General features: G+C 69.5%; 14 protein-coding genes and 1 tRNA gene. 5 read left to right on the forward strand and 10 right to left on the reverse strand.

What is annotated here, in order from left to right; translation table 11 throughout:
* Positions 1-5 precede the first annotated feature (5 nt).
* Together BKA10_RS08710 and BKA10_RS16655 are read right to left on the reverse strand one after the other, a co-directional pair.
* Positions 6-2,471 (reverse strand): ATP-dependent helicase, encoded by a 2,466-nt coding sequence (locus tag BKA10_RS08710; RefSeq protein ID WP_183499535.1) that lies wholly within the window; start codon positions 2,469-2,471, stop codon positions 6-8.
* A gap of 90 nt (positions 2,472-2,561) precedes the next feature.
* Positions 2,562-2,675, reverse strand: a complete 114-nt coding sequence (locus tag BKA10_RS16655; protein WP_248198852.1) for a DUF5615 family PIN-like protein — start codon at positions 2,673-2,675, stop codon at positions 2,562-2,564.
* A 19-nt stretch (positions 2,676-2,694) separates the two neighbouring features.
* Here BKA10_RS16655 and BKA10_RS16660 point away from each other — a divergent pair, with 19 nt between their 5' ends.
* Together BKA10_RS16660 and BKA10_RS08725 are read left to right on the forward strand one after the other, a co-directional pair.
* Positions 2,695-3,024, forward strand: a complete 330-nt coding sequence (locus BKA10_RS16660) for a hypothetical protein (protein ID WP_241739891.1) — start codon at positions 2,695-2,697, stop codon at positions 3,022-3,024.
* A gap of 58 nt (positions 3,025-3,082) precedes the next feature.
* Complete coding sequence (locus tag BKA10_RS08725; protein WP_183499538.1) at positions 3,083-3,457, forward strand: YccF domain-containing protein; 375 nt, start codon at positions 3,083-3,085, stop codon at positions 3,455-3,457.
* A 51-nt stretch (positions 3,458-3,508) separates the two neighbouring features.
* Here BKA10_RS08725 and BKA10_RS08730 read toward each other — a convergent pair whose 3' ends face one another.
* On the reverse strand, positions 3,509-4,027 hold the full coding sequence (locus tag BKA10_RS08730; protein ID WP_183499539.1) for a hypothetical protein: 519 nt from the start codon (positions 4,025-4,027) through the stop codon (positions 3,509-3,511).
* A gap of 232 nt (positions 4,028-4,259) precedes the next feature.
* Here BKA10_RS08730 and BKA10_RS08735 point away from each other — a divergent pair.
* Positions 4,260-4,331 (forward strand) — tRNA-Met (locus tag BKA10_RS08735).
* A 148-nt stretch (positions 4,332-4,479) separates the two neighbouring features.
* On the opposite strand, the gene BKA10_RS08740 is transcribed toward BKA10_RS08735, so the two are convergent.
* Both BKA10_RS08740 and BKA10_RS08745 read right to left on the reverse strand, forming a co-directional pair.
* Positions 4,480-5,025: a dihydrofolate reductase family protein gene (locus BKA10_RS08740; protein WP_183499540.1), complete on the reverse strand. Its 546-nt coding sequence runs from the start codon at positions 5,023-5,025 to the stop codon at positions 4,480-4,482.
* 70 nt (positions 5,026-5,095) lie between these two features.
* Positions 5,096-5,278 (reverse strand): hypothetical protein, encoded by a 183-nt coding sequence (locus BKA10_RS08745; protein ID WP_183499541.1) that lies wholly within the window; start codon positions 5,276-5,278, stop codon positions 5,096-5,098.
* A 114-nt stretch (positions 5,279-5,392) separates the two neighbouring features.
* Between BKA10_RS08745 and BKA10_RS08750 the strand changes: the two genes are divergently transcribed.
* Entirely contained in the window at positions 5,393-6,160 is a 768-nt protein-coding gene (locus BKA10_RS08750) for a hypothetical protein (protein WP_183499542.1), read from the forward strand.
* 10 nt (positions 6,161-6,170) lie between these two features.
* Here BKA10_RS08750 and arfB read toward each other — a convergent pair whose 3' ends face one another.
* Both arfB and BKA10_RS08760 read right to left on the reverse strand, forming a co-directional pair.
* Positions 6,171-6,608, reverse strand: coding sequence for an alternative ribosome rescue aminoacyl-tRNA hydrolase ArfB (gene arfB, locus BKA10_RS08755; RefSeq protein ID WP_183499543.1), 438 nt, complete (start codon positions 6,606-6,608; stop codon positions 6,171-6,173).
* Between the two features lie 17 nt (positions 6,609-6,625).
* Positions 6,626-7,690, reverse strand: a complete 1,065-nt coding sequence (locus BKA10_RS08760) for an aromatic acid exporter family protein (protein ID WP_241739890.1) — start codon at positions 7,688-7,690, stop codon at positions 6,626-6,628.
* Between the two features lie 403 nt (positions 7,691-8,093).
* Between BKA10_RS08760 and BKA10_RS08765 the strand changes: the two genes are divergently transcribed.
* Positions 8,094-8,762 carry an alpha/beta fold hydrolase gene (locus tag BKA10_RS08765; protein ID WP_183499544.1) on the forward strand — a complete coding sequence of 223 codons (669 nt, stop codon included), beginning with the start codon at positions 8,094-8,096 and terminating at the stop codon, positions 8,760-8,762.
* A 176-nt stretch (positions 8,763-8,938) separates the two neighbouring features.
* Here BKA10_RS08765 and BKA10_RS08770 read toward each other — a convergent pair whose 3' ends face one another.
* The 3 genes from BKA10_RS08770 to BKA10_RS08780 form a co-directional block, all read right to left on the reverse strand.
* Positions 8,939-11,971, reverse strand: a complete 3,033-nt coding sequence (locus BKA10_RS08770) for a hypothetical protein (protein WP_183501127.1) — start codon at positions 11,969-11,971, stop codon at positions 8,939-8,941.
* Positions 11,972-12,168: 197 nt separating this feature from the next.
* Entirely contained in the window at positions 12,169-12,960 is a 792-nt protein-coding gene (locus tag BKA10_RS08775) for an ABC transporter permease (protein WP_183499545.1), read from the reverse strand.
* Positions 12,957-14,057 (reverse strand): ATP-binding cassette domain-containing protein, encoded by a 1,101-nt coding sequence (locus BKA10_RS08780; protein WP_183499546.1) that lies wholly within the window; start codon positions 14,055-14,057, stop codon positions 12,957-12,959. The genes BKA10_RS08775 and BKA10_RS08780 overlap by 4 nt, the downstream gene beginning before the upstream one ends.
* Positions 14,058-14,087: the final 30 nt, after the last annotated feature.

Here is a 14,087-nt window from a genome sequence, read left to right on the forward strand (position 1 = left end):
GAGGTCTACAGCTTGCTGATGGGCGCGATCTTGATGAGCAGCTTCTTCGCTCCCGCGCTGTCGAACCGCACGTGCGCGACGCGCTTGGCGCCCTCGCCGGTGACCATGTCGACGCGACCGTCACCGAAGTCGTCGTGCCTGATCCGATCCCCTGGAGCCAGCTCGAGGTCGCTGTTGTCGCGAACCTTCGCGGGGATCCGGTTCGCGAACTTCTCGATCGACCCGACCGGCTTCTCGCGCCGCGGCAGCGGCACCAGGTCGTCACCGTACCGGCCACCACCAGAGCCGCCGGCACCACCGCCGCCCGAACCGCCGAACCCACCGCCGGGCCGGCGCGCGTTCAGCGCGCGGGACCGCGACCCGCCACGCGAGTTCACGTCGCCGGGCGACTGCCGCCAGTCGATGAGCTCGTGCGGGATCTCCTGCAGGAACCGGCTGGGCATCGCGACCGACACCTCGCCGAACTGCGCACGAGTCATCGCGAGCGAGAGGTAGAGCCGCTTGCGCGCGCGCGTGAGCGCCACATAGAAGAGGCGTCGCTCTTCCTGCGGGCCGCCGGGCTCGCCCGCCGAGATGCGGTGCGGGATGAGGTCTTCCTCGACACCGGTGACGAACACGGCGTCGTACTCGAGGCCCTTGGCGGTGTGCATCGTCATCAGCGAGACCGAGCCGGAGGCATCGTCGAGATCATCGGCATCCGACACCAGTGCGACCTCGGTGAGGAAGTCGAGGATCGTACCCTCGGGATTGTTGCGCGCGAACTCGCGCGTGACGGCGACCAGTTCGTCGAGGTTCTCCACGCGCGCCTCGTCCTGCGGATCCTTCGAGATGCGCAGCGCGTCGAGATAGCCCGACTTGTTCAGCAGCAGCGTCAGCCCCTCGGTGACCGCCGCCGGGGGCGCGACCTCGCCCGACGAGGGCAGCATGATCTCGGTGGCTTCGGCCAGCACCGCGTCGAGGTGCGAGATGGCGTGCTGGATCTTCGGCCCCACCCCGAGCGCCGATGCGTTGGCGAGAGCGTCGCGGAAGGTGATGCCCTCGTCGGCCGCGTAGCGCGCGATCGTCGTCTCGGTGACGTCGCCGATGCCGCGGCGCGGCTTGTTCAGGATGCGGCGGACGGCCAGTTCGTCGGCAGGGTTCGTCACTGCGACGAGGTAGGCGAGGGCGTCCTTGATCTCGGCGCGGTCGTAGAACTTCGTGCCGCCCATGATCTTGTACGGCACCGCCGAGCGGATCAAGATCTCCTCCAGTGCACGCGACTGCGAGTTGGTCCGGTAGAACACGGCCATCTGCGCGTAGTCGACGCCCTTGCGGCGCAGCGCCTCGACCTCGTCGGCGACGAACTGCGCCTCGTCGTGCTGCGAGTAGCCGGTGAACCCGATGATGGGGTCGCCGTCGCCGACGTCTGTCCACAGCTTCTTGTCCTTGCGGTCGAAGTTGTGGCCGATGACCGCGTTCGCCGCCGACAGGATGTTCTGGGTGGACCGGTAGTTCTGCTCGAGCAGCACGACCTTCGCCCCTGGGAAGTCCCGCTCGAACTCGGTGATGTTGCGGATGTCGGCGCCGCGGAACGCGTAGATCGACTGGTCGGAGTCGCCGACCACCGTGAGCGAAGCGCCCTCGAGCTCTGGCGCTTCGGACGCCTCGAAGATCATCATTCCGCCCGCGGCATACGGCTCCGCGTCGCCCACCACCGGTCGGGTCAGCTCGTGGATCAGGGCGTACTGCGCATGGTTGGTGTCCTGATACTCGTCGACCAGCACATGCCGGAACCGGCGGCGGTAGACGTCGGCCACATGCGGGAACGCGCGGAACAGGTAGACGGTCTGCGCGATCAGGTCGTCGAAGTCGAACGCGTTCGCCTTCTGCAGCGCCCGCTGGTAGTCGGCGAAGATCTCGGCGAACAGCCGCTCGGCGGGATCGGACATGTTCGCCTGGCGGGCGAACGACTCCGCATCGGCGAGTTCGTTCTTGAGCTTCGAGATGCGCCCCTGAACGGATGCCGGAGTGAGGCCGAACGCATCGGCTTCGTGCTCTTTGACGAGGCGTTTGATCAGCGCACGTGAGTCGCCCGAGTCGTAGATCGTGAAGCTCTTGGTGAACCCGAACTGCTGCGCCTCACGGCGCAGGATCCGCACGCACGCGGAGTGGAACGTCGAAATCCACATGCTCTGCGCACTGTCGCCGACCAGCTGCTGCACGCGCTCGCGCATTTCACCGGCCGCCTTGTTCGTGAACGTGATCGCGAGGATCTGGCTCGGCCACGCCTCACGGTTGCGCAGCAGCGACGCGATGCGGCGAGTGAGCACGCTGGTCTTGCCCGACCCGGCGCCGGCGACGATCAGCAGCGCCTGCCCGCGGTAGGTGACGGCGTCGCGTTGCGGCGGATTGAGCCCGCGGAGCAGGTCGTCGTCGGCGCGCGCGCCGCTGGATGGTTCGCCCACGATCATGGGCCCTTGGGGTTCAGGCATGGCCCGTCAAGTCTAGGTCGGCGCGCCGACACGGTAGTGCGCCGGAGCGTCCCGCTCCCCGGTCCGGCACCTCGACCGAGAATCGAGGTCTCACTCGCTCGGAACCTCCCACCGCAGCGCCGGGAACCGTGCAAAATCGCGGTCGAAGCTCACGACGGTCGCCCCGTGTTCGATCGCGATCGCGGCAATCACGGCGTCGCTCACGAGGTTCATATGGCCGCGGGTGGAGACAACTGACCTCGTGCCGTTCACGCCCGACGAGCCCCCGCTTGCTGCGTCGGGCGACGAGGCCGACACAGGAACGAGCGCGACGCGCCCACGCACCCGCTGGGCGGCCATCCTGTGGGGCCTCGTGTTCGCCGCCCTCGCCGTCGCCGGCATCCAGCTGGTGTCGTCACCGGAGCGATTCGACCAGATGCTGGACTGGCTCGCGGCCCTCACCGCCCCGGCGGTCATCGCGTACGCGCTGCTGACCGTCGGCGTGCTCGTGCTCGTCGCGGGACTGGTCGGGCTGCTGCGTCGCGCGCACGTGCTGCTGGCCGCGCGCCGCTGAGCGAGGCCGGTCGCGTGCCGCGGGAGGTTTCCCAGCGGCATCCATCGACAATAGGTTCATGCGCACCCTTCTCAACATCATCTGGCTCGTGCTGTCGGGCTTCTGGATGTTCCTGGGCTACATGCTCGCCGGGGTGCTGCTGTGCATCCCGATCATCACGATCCCGTGGGCGATCGCGTCGTTCCGCATCGGGGTCTACGCGCTGTGGCCGTTCGGGCAGACGATCATCGCGAAGCCGACGGCCGGTGTCGGGTCGTTCCTCGGCAACGTGATCTGGGTGATCCTCGCGGGCATCTGGCTCGCGATCGGGCACATCACCACCGGCATCGCGCTGTGCATCACGATCATCGGCATTCCGCTGGGCATCGCCAGCTTCAAGATGGTGCCGATCTCGCTCATGCCGCTGGGCAAGGAGATCGTCCCGAGCCCGTGAAACACGTTCGGCCAGACTCCGAAGAGCCTGGCCGAATCGGGTGTCAGAGACTTACTCTGCGATGTCGCTGCAGGCAGCGTCTTCTTCAGCGGTCGTGCACACGATGAGCTCTGCCGGGTCGACGAGCTCTTCGGGAACCTGGTAGCTCCACGCGTAGGTGTAGAGCCGGTCTGCGGTCATCGGCACCTCGACGGCGCGCGGCGAGACCGCCTCGCCCTCGAAAGCGGTGTCGGCGGTCGAACGCAGCACCGGCGCCACGTCGGTGTCGTTCAGGCCCTCTTCCGAGACCCACTGGGCGACGTTGAGGGTGACCCACTGCGTGCCCTCGGCGGGGTCGCCGAGCGTGGCGACAGCGCCCTCGTCGGGGGTGGTGTTGCTCCAGACCTGCAGGTCGATGCCGTCGGCGCCGACGCGGTCGCCCGCCGCGGCAGGTGCCTCCCACGACGACTCGGTGACCGCGCTCGATGCCGGCGCGTCGGTCGGCTCGTCGTTCGAGTCGGAAGCGCAGCCGGCGAGCGCGAGGCCCGCGATGGCGGTGACGGACAGGACGGTGGCAATGCGCGCGCGCATGACGAACACCTCTTCAGATCGGGGGTAGGGGGATGCCGTCCACGCTACTCCGGTGCTGCTGTGAGCGCTCCCGGAATTCGGGCCGCTCGATCTGATACACCCGGTGTTCCGGCCGGCGTCATGAACCGACTCATGCCGGAATCATGGGTCATACACAGGGCCGACGTCGGGGACTCGGGCTAGCGTGGAGGCGTTCCTCGGACCGGCGGGCTGGCGGCCGGCCGAGGCACATCGCGGCGATCCGGTTGGTCCGGGCTCCGGTTCATACCCGGGAGTGCTGTGGGTTCGACTCCCACCGTCGCGTCAACTTCGTGCACTAGTAGAAGTGGGCTCGCCCGTGCAGCCCCATCGCAACGAGAGATGTCGTTATTACGGTTTCCAATATCGAAACAGAACTAACTGTGCGACTCCGCGGTATGGCGAAGACCACGCCATAGGCGTGGCGGGGGAGGTCACGTGCGCGATCGTGGCACGTACGAGTTCACGACGAGGCCGGAGCGCAAGTCCGTCCGTCCCGTCGCAACGAGGTCGATGGCCGAACCGAGCCCGTCGAGCAGACGAGGACCGTGCCCTGCGATGCGCGGATGTACGACGAACTCGTATTCGTCGATGAGGTCCAGCGCCGCCAGAGCGGTCGGAAGTGTCACACCGCCGACGTAGAGGTCCATGGTGGCCGTCAGCGCCCGAACTGCCTCGGCGAGGTCGCCCTCGACCAGTTCGGCATTCCAGTCGACGGTGTGCAATGTCGACGAGACCACGTACTTCTTCGCCGCATCGATCGTCCGGCCGAACGGCTTCGCCCAATCGGGCATGGCGTCCGACGCGGGAGGCCTCCAGGCGTCTTCCATCATCTGGTACGTCACGCGTCCGAGAAGCAGCGCATCCGCACGGGCGATGGTCTCCTCAGCGTGCTGATGCGACTCGGCGTCCACATACCCTTCACGGTGGTCAACGCATCCGTCGATCGTGACGTTGATCGAATATCTCAACACGCCCATGTCGTCACGATAACTCGCGCACGGTGTCCGTGAAACGCTACGCGCACATCGGCGCGCATTCCACCCCGGCTCAGCGCACCTGTCCGATGCGCAGCGTGCAGGAGCGCGCGCCGTCGCTCAGCATCTCGTCGACCGATTCCGGCGACCCGGCGTACTTGCGCCGCAACTCGTCGTCGATCTTCGCCTGCACCGCATCGTCGACCGGCACGGACGTGGTCGACACCTGCTCACGCGGCAGCTCCAGCGCGGCCACGCGATCATGTGGCCGAAACCACCTCACCCGATGGATGCCGGGGCCGCCGAGACCGAAGGCTTCAGAGCAACGAATACCGTGGCCTCCGAAGGCGGCGGATGCCAGACTGACCGCATGGGTCGGGGGATCTCGCTGGGAGCGCTTCTGCTTGCGTGCGTCGTCGCGCTCACCGGCTGCAGCATCCCGCCGGTGACGACGCACGCGCGCGCCGACGGCTCGACCGTGTCGCTCGCGTGGGCCGATTACCCGGGCCACGCGTACGTCGACGCCGACGACATCCTGGCCACGCCTGGCATCGACGAGATCGAGGCGCATGGGCACGCGCTCATCGAGGCGATACAGGCCGAGGTCGCTGCCGAAACCGGCATCCATCTGACGATGCATGGGGGCGAGGGTCAGTTTCACGGGTTCGATTCGAACGGTTACGGCAGCCCGACGCTGCTCACCTCGTACAGCTGCTGCTCGCTCGTGGCCGAGGCCGTGCCCGCAGAGTTCGCGGACTGGATGCGCGTCTACGGCATCGTCGCCCGGATCAGCGCCGAGTTCGGTGCCGGTCCGATGATCCGCGAACAGGACCAGGAGTGGGTGCGCGACGACCCCGAGCAGCTCGCCGAGTTCGAGACGACCTGGACGACGGGCGTGGAAGGCGAGTACTCGCTGCTGTCCGCGTGGACCACCGGCTCCGGGCAGTCTGTGATGCTCACGATGGAGGATCCGGCGCGCCGCCTGGCCGCATCCGACGCGGAGAAGGAGACCGGTCCTCGCTTCTCTGTCGATTACTCCGCGACGGTCATCGAACGCGGCAAGCGGGCCGAGTTCGAGGAGCGGCTCGCCCCGTTCGCGGGGGCGGAGAAGCCTGACTCCACAGAGTGGGAGTGGTGAGCCGGCGACGTCAGTCGTGAGGTGGCCGGCGCAGCTGCTTGATGTCGGTGCGGTGCTTCTTCGCTTTGAGTCGGCGCTCCTTGGAGCCCCGACTCGGCCCCGTCGGCCTCCGCGGCGGTGACGGCGGACGCAGCGCCTCGACGACGAGGGAGACGAGCCGGGCGCGCGCCGCGTCCCGGTTGCGCAGCTGTGCGCGATGCTCGGACGCCGCGATCGTCAGCACGCCCTCGACGAGGCGTCCGCTGAGCCGCTCGAGGATCCGCTCTTTGTGGATCGGCGAGAGCACGGCCGAGCCGGCGACATCCCAGACGAGCTCGACGCGCGAATCGGCGGTGTTCACGCCTTGCCCGCCGGGACCGGACGACCGCGAGAACCGCCACGACAGTTCCGACTCGGGGATCGTGAGCCTCGAGTCGACCCGGAGACCGGGACGGTGGGCGGCAGGCATGCTTCCATCCTCGTCCGTCACGCGAACGGCCGCGACATCGCAGTGATGCGCCCGAGCGACGATGCCACCGCGGCCGACGGCCCGATACCGTCGCCCACCGTCGCGGCATAGCGATCCACGGCGTCGGCGGCGGCGGCCAGCTGCTCGTCGGCCTCGGGTGCGCCCAGCGGTGCTGCCACCGCGTCCGCCGCACGTCGCAGCGCCTCGGCCAGCAGCTCCGGCCGCCCGCGCGAGCCATCCCTCAGCTCGGGGTTCCGCGACACCAGATCCGCGACATCCCGGGCGAAGAACGCCGTCCGCTCCAACGCCCACCACCGCCGGGAGTTCCGTTCCGACGCGTCCCCCGCCCGCCGGGCTCGAGGATTGCCGCGACGGCTGCGATCGGCATCCTGCACATCCACGGAGACCGCGCCCACCAGCGTCGCGAGCGCATCGGCGTCGCGGTCGAGTTCAGCGGCGTCGATCTCACCGGCATCCATCATCTCGGCGATGCGCGTCAGCAGCGCGACCACTCCGCCGCGCAGGTCGGAGAGCCGATCGCCGGCCTCGCGCAGGTACAGCGGCGGAAGCACGAGGTAGTTCGCGGCGATGCCGACCACGACCCCGAAGGCCATCGTCGCGAGATACGAGAGCGAGAACTCGTCCGCGTTCTGGCCGCCCAACAGCAGCACGAACAGGCCGGCGATGGCGATCCAGTCGCGTCCCGCCTCGAGCTCGCGTACGCCGCCGAGCGCCACTCCGACACCGACGACGAGCCCGAGCGCCACGATCCCCGGAGCGCCCGCACTGATGATCGCGAGCCCGCCGAGACCGAGCGCGACACCGCATGCGAGCCCGAGGAGCGCGAGCAGCCCGGACCGCACGGAGTCGACCACCGTGGGATACATCGCCACGAGCACGCCCAGCGGCGCATAGTACGAGTACTCCGCGTCGGCGAAGGGCACGAGCGGCGCCAGATACCACGCCACCGCGGCGGCGAGCGCCGTCTTCAGCGCCAGGATCAGCCGAGACGCCGCCAAGACCTCGCCCACCGCCGATCGCAGGGCTCCGGCGATGCCGCGGCGGGGTGGGGTGGATGCCATGGTCGCACGCTATGCGGGGCAGGCGAGGCGGCCGAGGGGGTTGACTCGCGCCGCAGCGTGCTTCCGTGGGCGCTGCGGTCGGGTATCCAGCATCCATACCCGTCCCAAGCGCCAACTGAACAATCGGCACCGTGACTCAGTGGGCGCTGCGGTCGGGTACCCGGCATCCATACCCGTCCCAAGCGCCAACTGAACAATCGACGCCGTGACTCAGTGGGCGCCGCGGCCGGGTATCCAGCATCCATACCCGTCCCAAGCGCCAAACGAGCGCGCGGGGCTGCCACCCCGACGCATGCGGGGCGCCGCTGAGATTGATGGATGCCGGTGCTGTCCCCGCCGGGGATTGGCGCGCCCCGCTCGCGGCTGGGAAACTAGACAGCGACCGCATACGCGAGAGGGACCCATGACAGTCGCAGACCCCAGCATCTTCGAGCCGGACGGCCGCGCCATCCGCCACGTCGTCGACGGCGAGGGCGACGGCCCCGTGCTGGTGCTGCTGCCCGGGCGCGGTCTCGACATCACCTACCTCGGCACGCTCGCCATGGTGCTCGAGGAAGAGGGCTTCCGCGTCGTCCGCGTCGGCTCGCGTCGCACGGCTGCGGCCACGATGCACGACCTCGCCCAAGACGTGATCGACGTGCTCGACCACCTCGGCTTCGACGACGCCTGGATCGGCGGGCACGGGTTCGGCGGCACGATCGCCCGGACCGTCGCGCTCGACCATGACGACCGCGTCAACGGCGTGCTGCTGCTCACCGTCGACGGCGCGAGCGCCGAGAACGACGATGTCAGCGGCGCGCTCCCCCAGGACGCCGAGATCGCCGGCATGCAGGCCGCCGCGCTGGCGGCGACCCCCGAGGCCGAGTGGGCGACGGTGGCCCCGAACCACCCGATCCTGATCATCCAGGGGGCCGACGACCCGATCGCACCACCCGTGAACGGCGAGCAGCTGCGCGCCACCGCGCCGCACCTGGTCAGCCTCACCACCATCGAGGGCGCCGGTCACCTCTTCGTCTCGACGCACGCGGGCGAGACCGGCTTCCTCATCGAGGACTACCTCGGCATGGACTGACGGTGCCGCGCCCGCGCGGCACCGGCCCCTTCATCCGGCCGATACTGCCGTCACCGCGCCGGTAGACAACGGTTCGGGCCGGATCAACGCCCCGCGAGCCACGTCATCCGGCGCTTGCGGCCGTTACGCCGCCGGTAGACGACGGTTCGGGCCGGATGAACGGCCCGCGAGCCGCGTCAACCGGCATCCGCCCGCCGCCACCGCAGCGAGAGCAGCACGCCGGCCACCAGCAGCACCGCCCCGAGCCCGGCGGCGTACCAGGCCGTGTCCGCCGGAATCTCGAGGTACGTGGTGATCCCGAGGATGCGCGCCATGCCCCACGGCAGCAGGCCCATCTGGTCGTTCCAGATCGTGAGCACCTGCTCGAGGCCGATCAGAGCGATCGCCGTCGCCGGCACGGCCAGCCCGGCCCCGACAGCGGTGAGGACGAACCCGGTCGCGCGGCGCCGGCCGACCTGCTCCGACATCGCCCAGCCGGCGGCGATGAACACCCACACGAACAGCGCGAACGCGATCGTGATGTACACGGTGCGCAGCACGGGGTCGGTCCAGAAGACGAACCAATAGCCGCCCGGGCCGGTGAACGACAGCGCGAAGAGCGTCACGATGCAGCGCAGCACCACGACTCCGCCGACGGCGGCGATGACCGGCCACGGCGAGCGGCGCCTGACGCACAGCCGCACGACGATCGCGAACATGACCCAGGCGCCCACGATCACCACGAGCTCGACCCACGACAGCAGCGACGTCTGCACCGCCCGGGTGGCCACCAGCAGGCCCGCCGGAATGATCAGGGTCAGCCACCGGTCGAGGTCGTACATCCCGAGCGTCGACTCGCGCGCCCGCCAGGGCCGGGTCGACGCGAGCCAGGTCAGCCGCGCCGCCGCCGCGCCCGGACGCCGGATCAGCCGCGTCCGCGCGGCCAGCATGCCGATCACCACCCACGCGAGCGCGAGCACGAGCAGCGCGCGCGCCAGCCATGACATGGCCACGTCGCGATCGCCGCGCTCGACGCCCAGCTGTGCGGCGGTGAGGTTGTAGGCCGGGTGGTCGAGGTCGCCCTCGTACTTCTCCAGATGGGATGCCGCGAGCGCGACGTACGCGTCCCGCGCGGCGTCGCGCCGCTCCAGCGCCTCCGGCGCGAACGTGTCGTGCCACTGACCCTGGGCGAGGATCATCTCGCGGTAAGCGGCCAGCAGCTGCAGCACGTCGACCTGATAGTCGAGGGTGTCGAGGAACGATGCACGCAGCGTCTGGTCGCGCCACGTTCCGGCATCCGTCGCCTGCACGATCTCGCGCATCTGCTCGGCGGCGGCGACCGCCTCGGCTCCCCCGGCGATGGCCGCGTCGATGTCGCCGCCGGTGGCGTCTCGCACGACCTGGTACATGACGTCGAGGACGGCCGAGTCGCCGGTGAGGATGTCCCACTCGAAGATCCACATCATCGGCGGCGGCTCGAGCCCGAGCGCGAAGACGCGCTGGTCGGCGAACGGCTCAATGTACAGCCCCTGCGCGATGGCCTCGCGCGAGTGCGTCATCGCCGCCACGATCGCCTGGACGGTCGCCGGGTCGTCCGAGAACCATTCGCGCGCCCAGGCTGCGGTCACCTGCGCCACGTCGACCTCGGGGTCGAGCGCCAGCGCGCCGGCGAGCTGCGTGTTGAGCTCGTACAGCTGCCAGAACCCGGCCTTCAGGTACAGCGTCATCGGGCCGGCGCGCCACGGCCCGCCGTCTTGCGTCCAGGTCCACACGCCCTCGATGTGCTCGTTCGCGGCGAGCAGCGTCTGCAGCGCCCACTGGTACTCCGCGCCGAGGTCGTTGGGGAACGCGCCGAAGTTCTCGAACTCGCGGCGGCTCTGGAACTCGACGATCCGCCGCTGGTCCCCCTGCTCGAGGGTGTCGTTGAGCGGCAGCCAGGTGTAGAAGTCGCCGAGCGTGTACTTGGTCGACACGATGAGCGCCGGTGAGTGGATGCCGGAGAGCACGGCCTCGTACGACTCCACGTTCGTGTGCATGTCGCCGACAGCCCCGACACCGACGCTCCAGGTGCGGAAGATGACTTCACGCTCGGCCGCCTCGGCCTGCGCGGTGAAGGCGTCGAGCATCGCGCGCACGGCGTCCGCGGTCGTGACCTCGAGCGCCGAGTACACGTCCCAGCCCTCCACGTCATAGACGGCACCGGCCTCGCCGATGCGCAGCAGCACGCCGTCGAGCGAGGGCACCGCCTCGTACAGCTCGTCGAGTCCGGCGGTGTAGGTCTGCCAGAACTCGGGATTCTCGGTGTCGAGCGACCCGAACCGGTCGGTGAGGTGGTCCGCCAGCGGCGTGGTCAGCGCGAGCATGTCGGTGCGCAGGAACACCTTCATGCCCAGCTCGTCGGCCCGCTGCCACAGCGGTGTGAACGCGTCGCGCAGCGCGAGCGCGCGGTCGACGTGGTCGTCGCCGTCGGCATAGACCGGTCCGCCCGGTGCGCCGGCGAACGTCACGAACTCGACGAACCCGGGGAACGCCACCGCGTTGTACCCGTTCGCCAGCGAGTGGCGCACGAAGTCGTCGAACTCGCGGTAGGCGGCCTCGAGGGCGACCTGGTCGACATAGGGCGACTCGGGCAGGATCACATCGGCGAACGCCTTCGACGCGTGCGAATAGTCCGTGCCATCGGCCCACTCGCTGGGGTCGGCGTCCACCCCGACCGCGCCCAGATCGACCATGCGCAGCGACAGGCGCGCGGTGACGTCCTCACCGAGGTGCTCGGCGATCGACCGCCCGGCACGAATCGTGGATGCCATGTCGTACAGCGCCCGGGCAGCCGAGGCCTCGTCGGCGGCTTCGACCGTGAGATCATCGGCGGTGCCGGTGAGGCGGTACGACTCCACTTCAGGCTCGCCGGCCTGCGCGAGCCCGTTGTCGGAGATCTCGAGGGTGATCGTCGCGGTCCCCTCGGTACCCCCGGCGGACTCGGCCGCATCGGCCAGTTCCATGCGGGCGGCGTTGAGTCGCGCCGTCTTCAGTGCGCCGGCAACGGTGATCTCGGGCGGCAGCACCGCCTCGGTGACCTCGGGCACGACCGCGTCGGCCGGCGTCATGGCCGCGGCGGGTTCGGTGCGGATGCCGAGCGCATCGCCGACGATCACGCCGACTCCGGCGCCGAGCGCCAGCAGCACGATGGCGGTGACGAGGGCGATGAGTCCTCGTCGCTGCTTCGCCATCGTCACTCGAGAAGGCTAACCGGGCTCGCCGGGCGCCGAAGAACTGGGCGATAACGGCTGGATCACAACATGCGATCGATCAGATCACGACGCCGCGGCGGGGGTGCGCCGGACGATGGCGCCCGTCCGATGCCACGGCGCGCAGATCAACCGCGCCCCGACCGCGAACCGGCGCCATCGCGCTCAGCGGGCTGCGCTCAGCTGCTGGTGCGCATTGCGCGGATGCCCACCAGCAGCCCGACCACCGCGACCGCGAGCGCGGCGATCCAGCCCCACAACACGGTGACGTCGCCGAGCTCGCCGGCCAGCAGCGCGCGCTCGGCCTGCACGACCCAGTTGATCGGGTTGACGACCGAGACCGCGCGCATCCAGCCCGGCGCCTGGTCGAGGGGCAGCAGCATGCCCGACAGGATCAACAGGGGGAAGATCAGCGTCTGCTGCACACCCCAGAAGAGCCACTCGCGGTCCTTCGTCTTCAGCGCGAGGGTGTACGAGAGCGATCCGAGCCCGACCCCGAACACGGCCAGCAGCGCGAGGCCGATCACGAGGCCCGGCACGTTGATCGTGAAGCCGAACGGCCACGCGATCAGCACGATGACGATCGCCTGCACCACGATCGGGGCGATCTCCTTCAGTGCGCGCCCCACCAGCAGCGACGATCGTGAAAGCGGCGCGACGAGGGTCCGCTCGTGCGAACCGGTCATCATCTCGTACTGCAGGTTCGAGCCGGTCGCGCCGGTGCCGAACAGCACGATCATGACCAGCACACCGGGCACGAACCACTGCAGCGTCTCGCCGACCGGAGCGCCGGACGTGCCGACCAGCAGCGGAGCGAAGAGCCCCAGGAACACCAGCGGCTGCACGAGGCTGAAGATCAGCGAGAACGGGTCGCGGACCACCGGCTTGAGCTCACGGGTGAGCACGTGCCAGGTATCGCGCGCGGGGTTCACCCGCACGGCCGTGTCGGGTCGGATGTCGGTGGCGGTCATCGTCCTGCTCCTTCGGTGACGGCTGCGTCGGTGGATGCTGCTTCGGTGAGGGATGCCGGCGACTCGGCGCCCGCGGCGGGCGCAGCGCCGTCGGCCGCTTCCGCGGCCTGCGTGTCGTCGACGGCCTCGCCTTCGCCCGCTTCGCGCAGGGTGCGGCCGGTGAGCGCGAGGAACACGTCGTCGAGCGTCGGCGGGACGCCCGTGGCGCGTGCGACGGTGATGCCCGCGGCATCCAGCGCCCGCACCGCCGCCGGCAGCAGGGCATCGCCGTCCGGCGCCGTGAGCGTCACGGCGTCGCCCTCGCCGACCACTTCCCGGTCTGTGAGCCCCTGGACGACGGCGACCGCGGCAGCGGCATCGGCCTCCGACGCGAACCCGAGGGTCAGCAGGTCGCCGGCGAGGTTGGCCTTCAGCCGCGCGGCGGTGTCGTCTGCGATGACACGGCCCTTGTCCATCACCATCACCCGCTCGGCGTAGCGGTCGGCCTCTTCGAGGTAATGGGTCGTGAGGAACACCGTCGTGCCGTACTCCTGCCGCAGGTCGAGGATGTGCTGCCACAGGTTCGCCCGGCTCTGCGGGTCGAGGCCCGTCGACGGCTCGTCGAGGAACAGCAGCGGCGGCGCGTGCATGAGCCCGAGCGCGATGTCGAGCCGGCGCTTCTGCCCGCCCGACATCTGCTGCACCGACCGGTTCGCGAAGCCGGCCAGATCGAGCGACTCGATGAGCTCGTCCGCCCGGGCGCGCGAGGCCGGCTTGCTCATGCCGTAGAACGCGCCCTGGCTGAGCAGCTCGTCGCGGGCGCGCTGTGCGAAGCTGCCGCTGGTGAGCTGGCCGACGTACCCGATGCGCGCCCGCACGTCAGCCGGCTGCCGGAGGATGTCGAACCCGACGACGCGTGCCGTGCCGGCGCTGGGTGGGATGAGGGTGGTGAGCATGCGCAGGCTGGTCGACTTGCCCGCGCCGTTGGGTCCCAGGAACGCGACGAGTTCGCCGCGTGCGACCTGGAACGTCAGATCGGTGACCGCCTCGACGGTCTTCTTCTTTACCGTGAAGCGCTTGGTGAGTCCGTGCGCTTCGAGGATCGTTTCGTTCGCCATGACCTCAGGCTAGAAAGGGATGCGGACAGA

Source organism: Microbacterium invictum, assembly GCF_014197265.1.
Taxonomy (GTDB): domain Bacteria; phylum Actinomycetota; class Actinomycetes; order Actinomycetales; family Microbacteriaceae; genus Microbacterium; species Microbacterium invictum.

Coding starts and splice junctions, on each gene's coding strand:
- BKA10_RS08765 (WP_183499544.1), top strand. CDS start 8,094: ATGACAGTCGCAGACCCCAGCATCTTCGAGCCGGACGGCCGCGCCATC.
- arfB (WP_183499543.1), bottom strand. CDS start 6,608: ATGCCTGCCGCCCACCGTCCCGGTCTCCGGGTCGACTCGAGGCTCACG.
- BKA10_RS08710 (WP_183499535.1), bottom strand. CDS start 2,471: ATGCCTGAACCCCAAGGGCCCATGATCGTGGGCGAACCATCCAGCGGC.
- BKA10_RS08750 (WP_183499542.1), top strand. CDS start 5,393: ATGGGTCGGGGGATCTCGCTGGGAGCGCTTCTGCTTGCGTGCGTCGTC.
- BKA10_RS08775 (WP_183499545.1), bottom strand. CDS start 12,960: ATGACCGCCACCGACATCCGACCCGACACGGCCGTGCGGGTGAACCCC.
- BKA10_RS08730 (WP_183499539.1), bottom strand. CDS start 4,027: ATGCGCGCGCGCATTGCCACCGTCCTGTCCGTCACCGCCATCGCGGGC.
- BKA10_RS08780 (WP_183499546.1), bottom strand. CDS start 14,057: ATGGCGAACGAAACGATCCTCGAAGCGCACGGACTCACCAAGCGCTTC.
- BKA10_RS08725 (WP_183499538.1), top strand. CDS start 3,083: ATGCGCACCCTTCTCAACATCATCTGGCTCGTGCTGTCGGGCTTCTGG.
- BKA10_RS08740 (WP_183499540.1), bottom strand. CDS start 5,025: ATGGGCGTGTTGAGATATTCGATCAACGTCACGATCGACGGATGCGTT.
- BKA10_RS08760 (WP_241739890.1), bottom strand. CDS start 7,690: ATGGCATCCACCCCACCCCGCCGCGGCATCGCCGGAGCCCTGCGATCG.
- BKA10_RS08770 (WP_183501127.1), bottom strand. CDS start 11,971: ATGGCGAAGCAGCGACGAGGACTCATCGCCCTCGTCACCGCCATCGTG.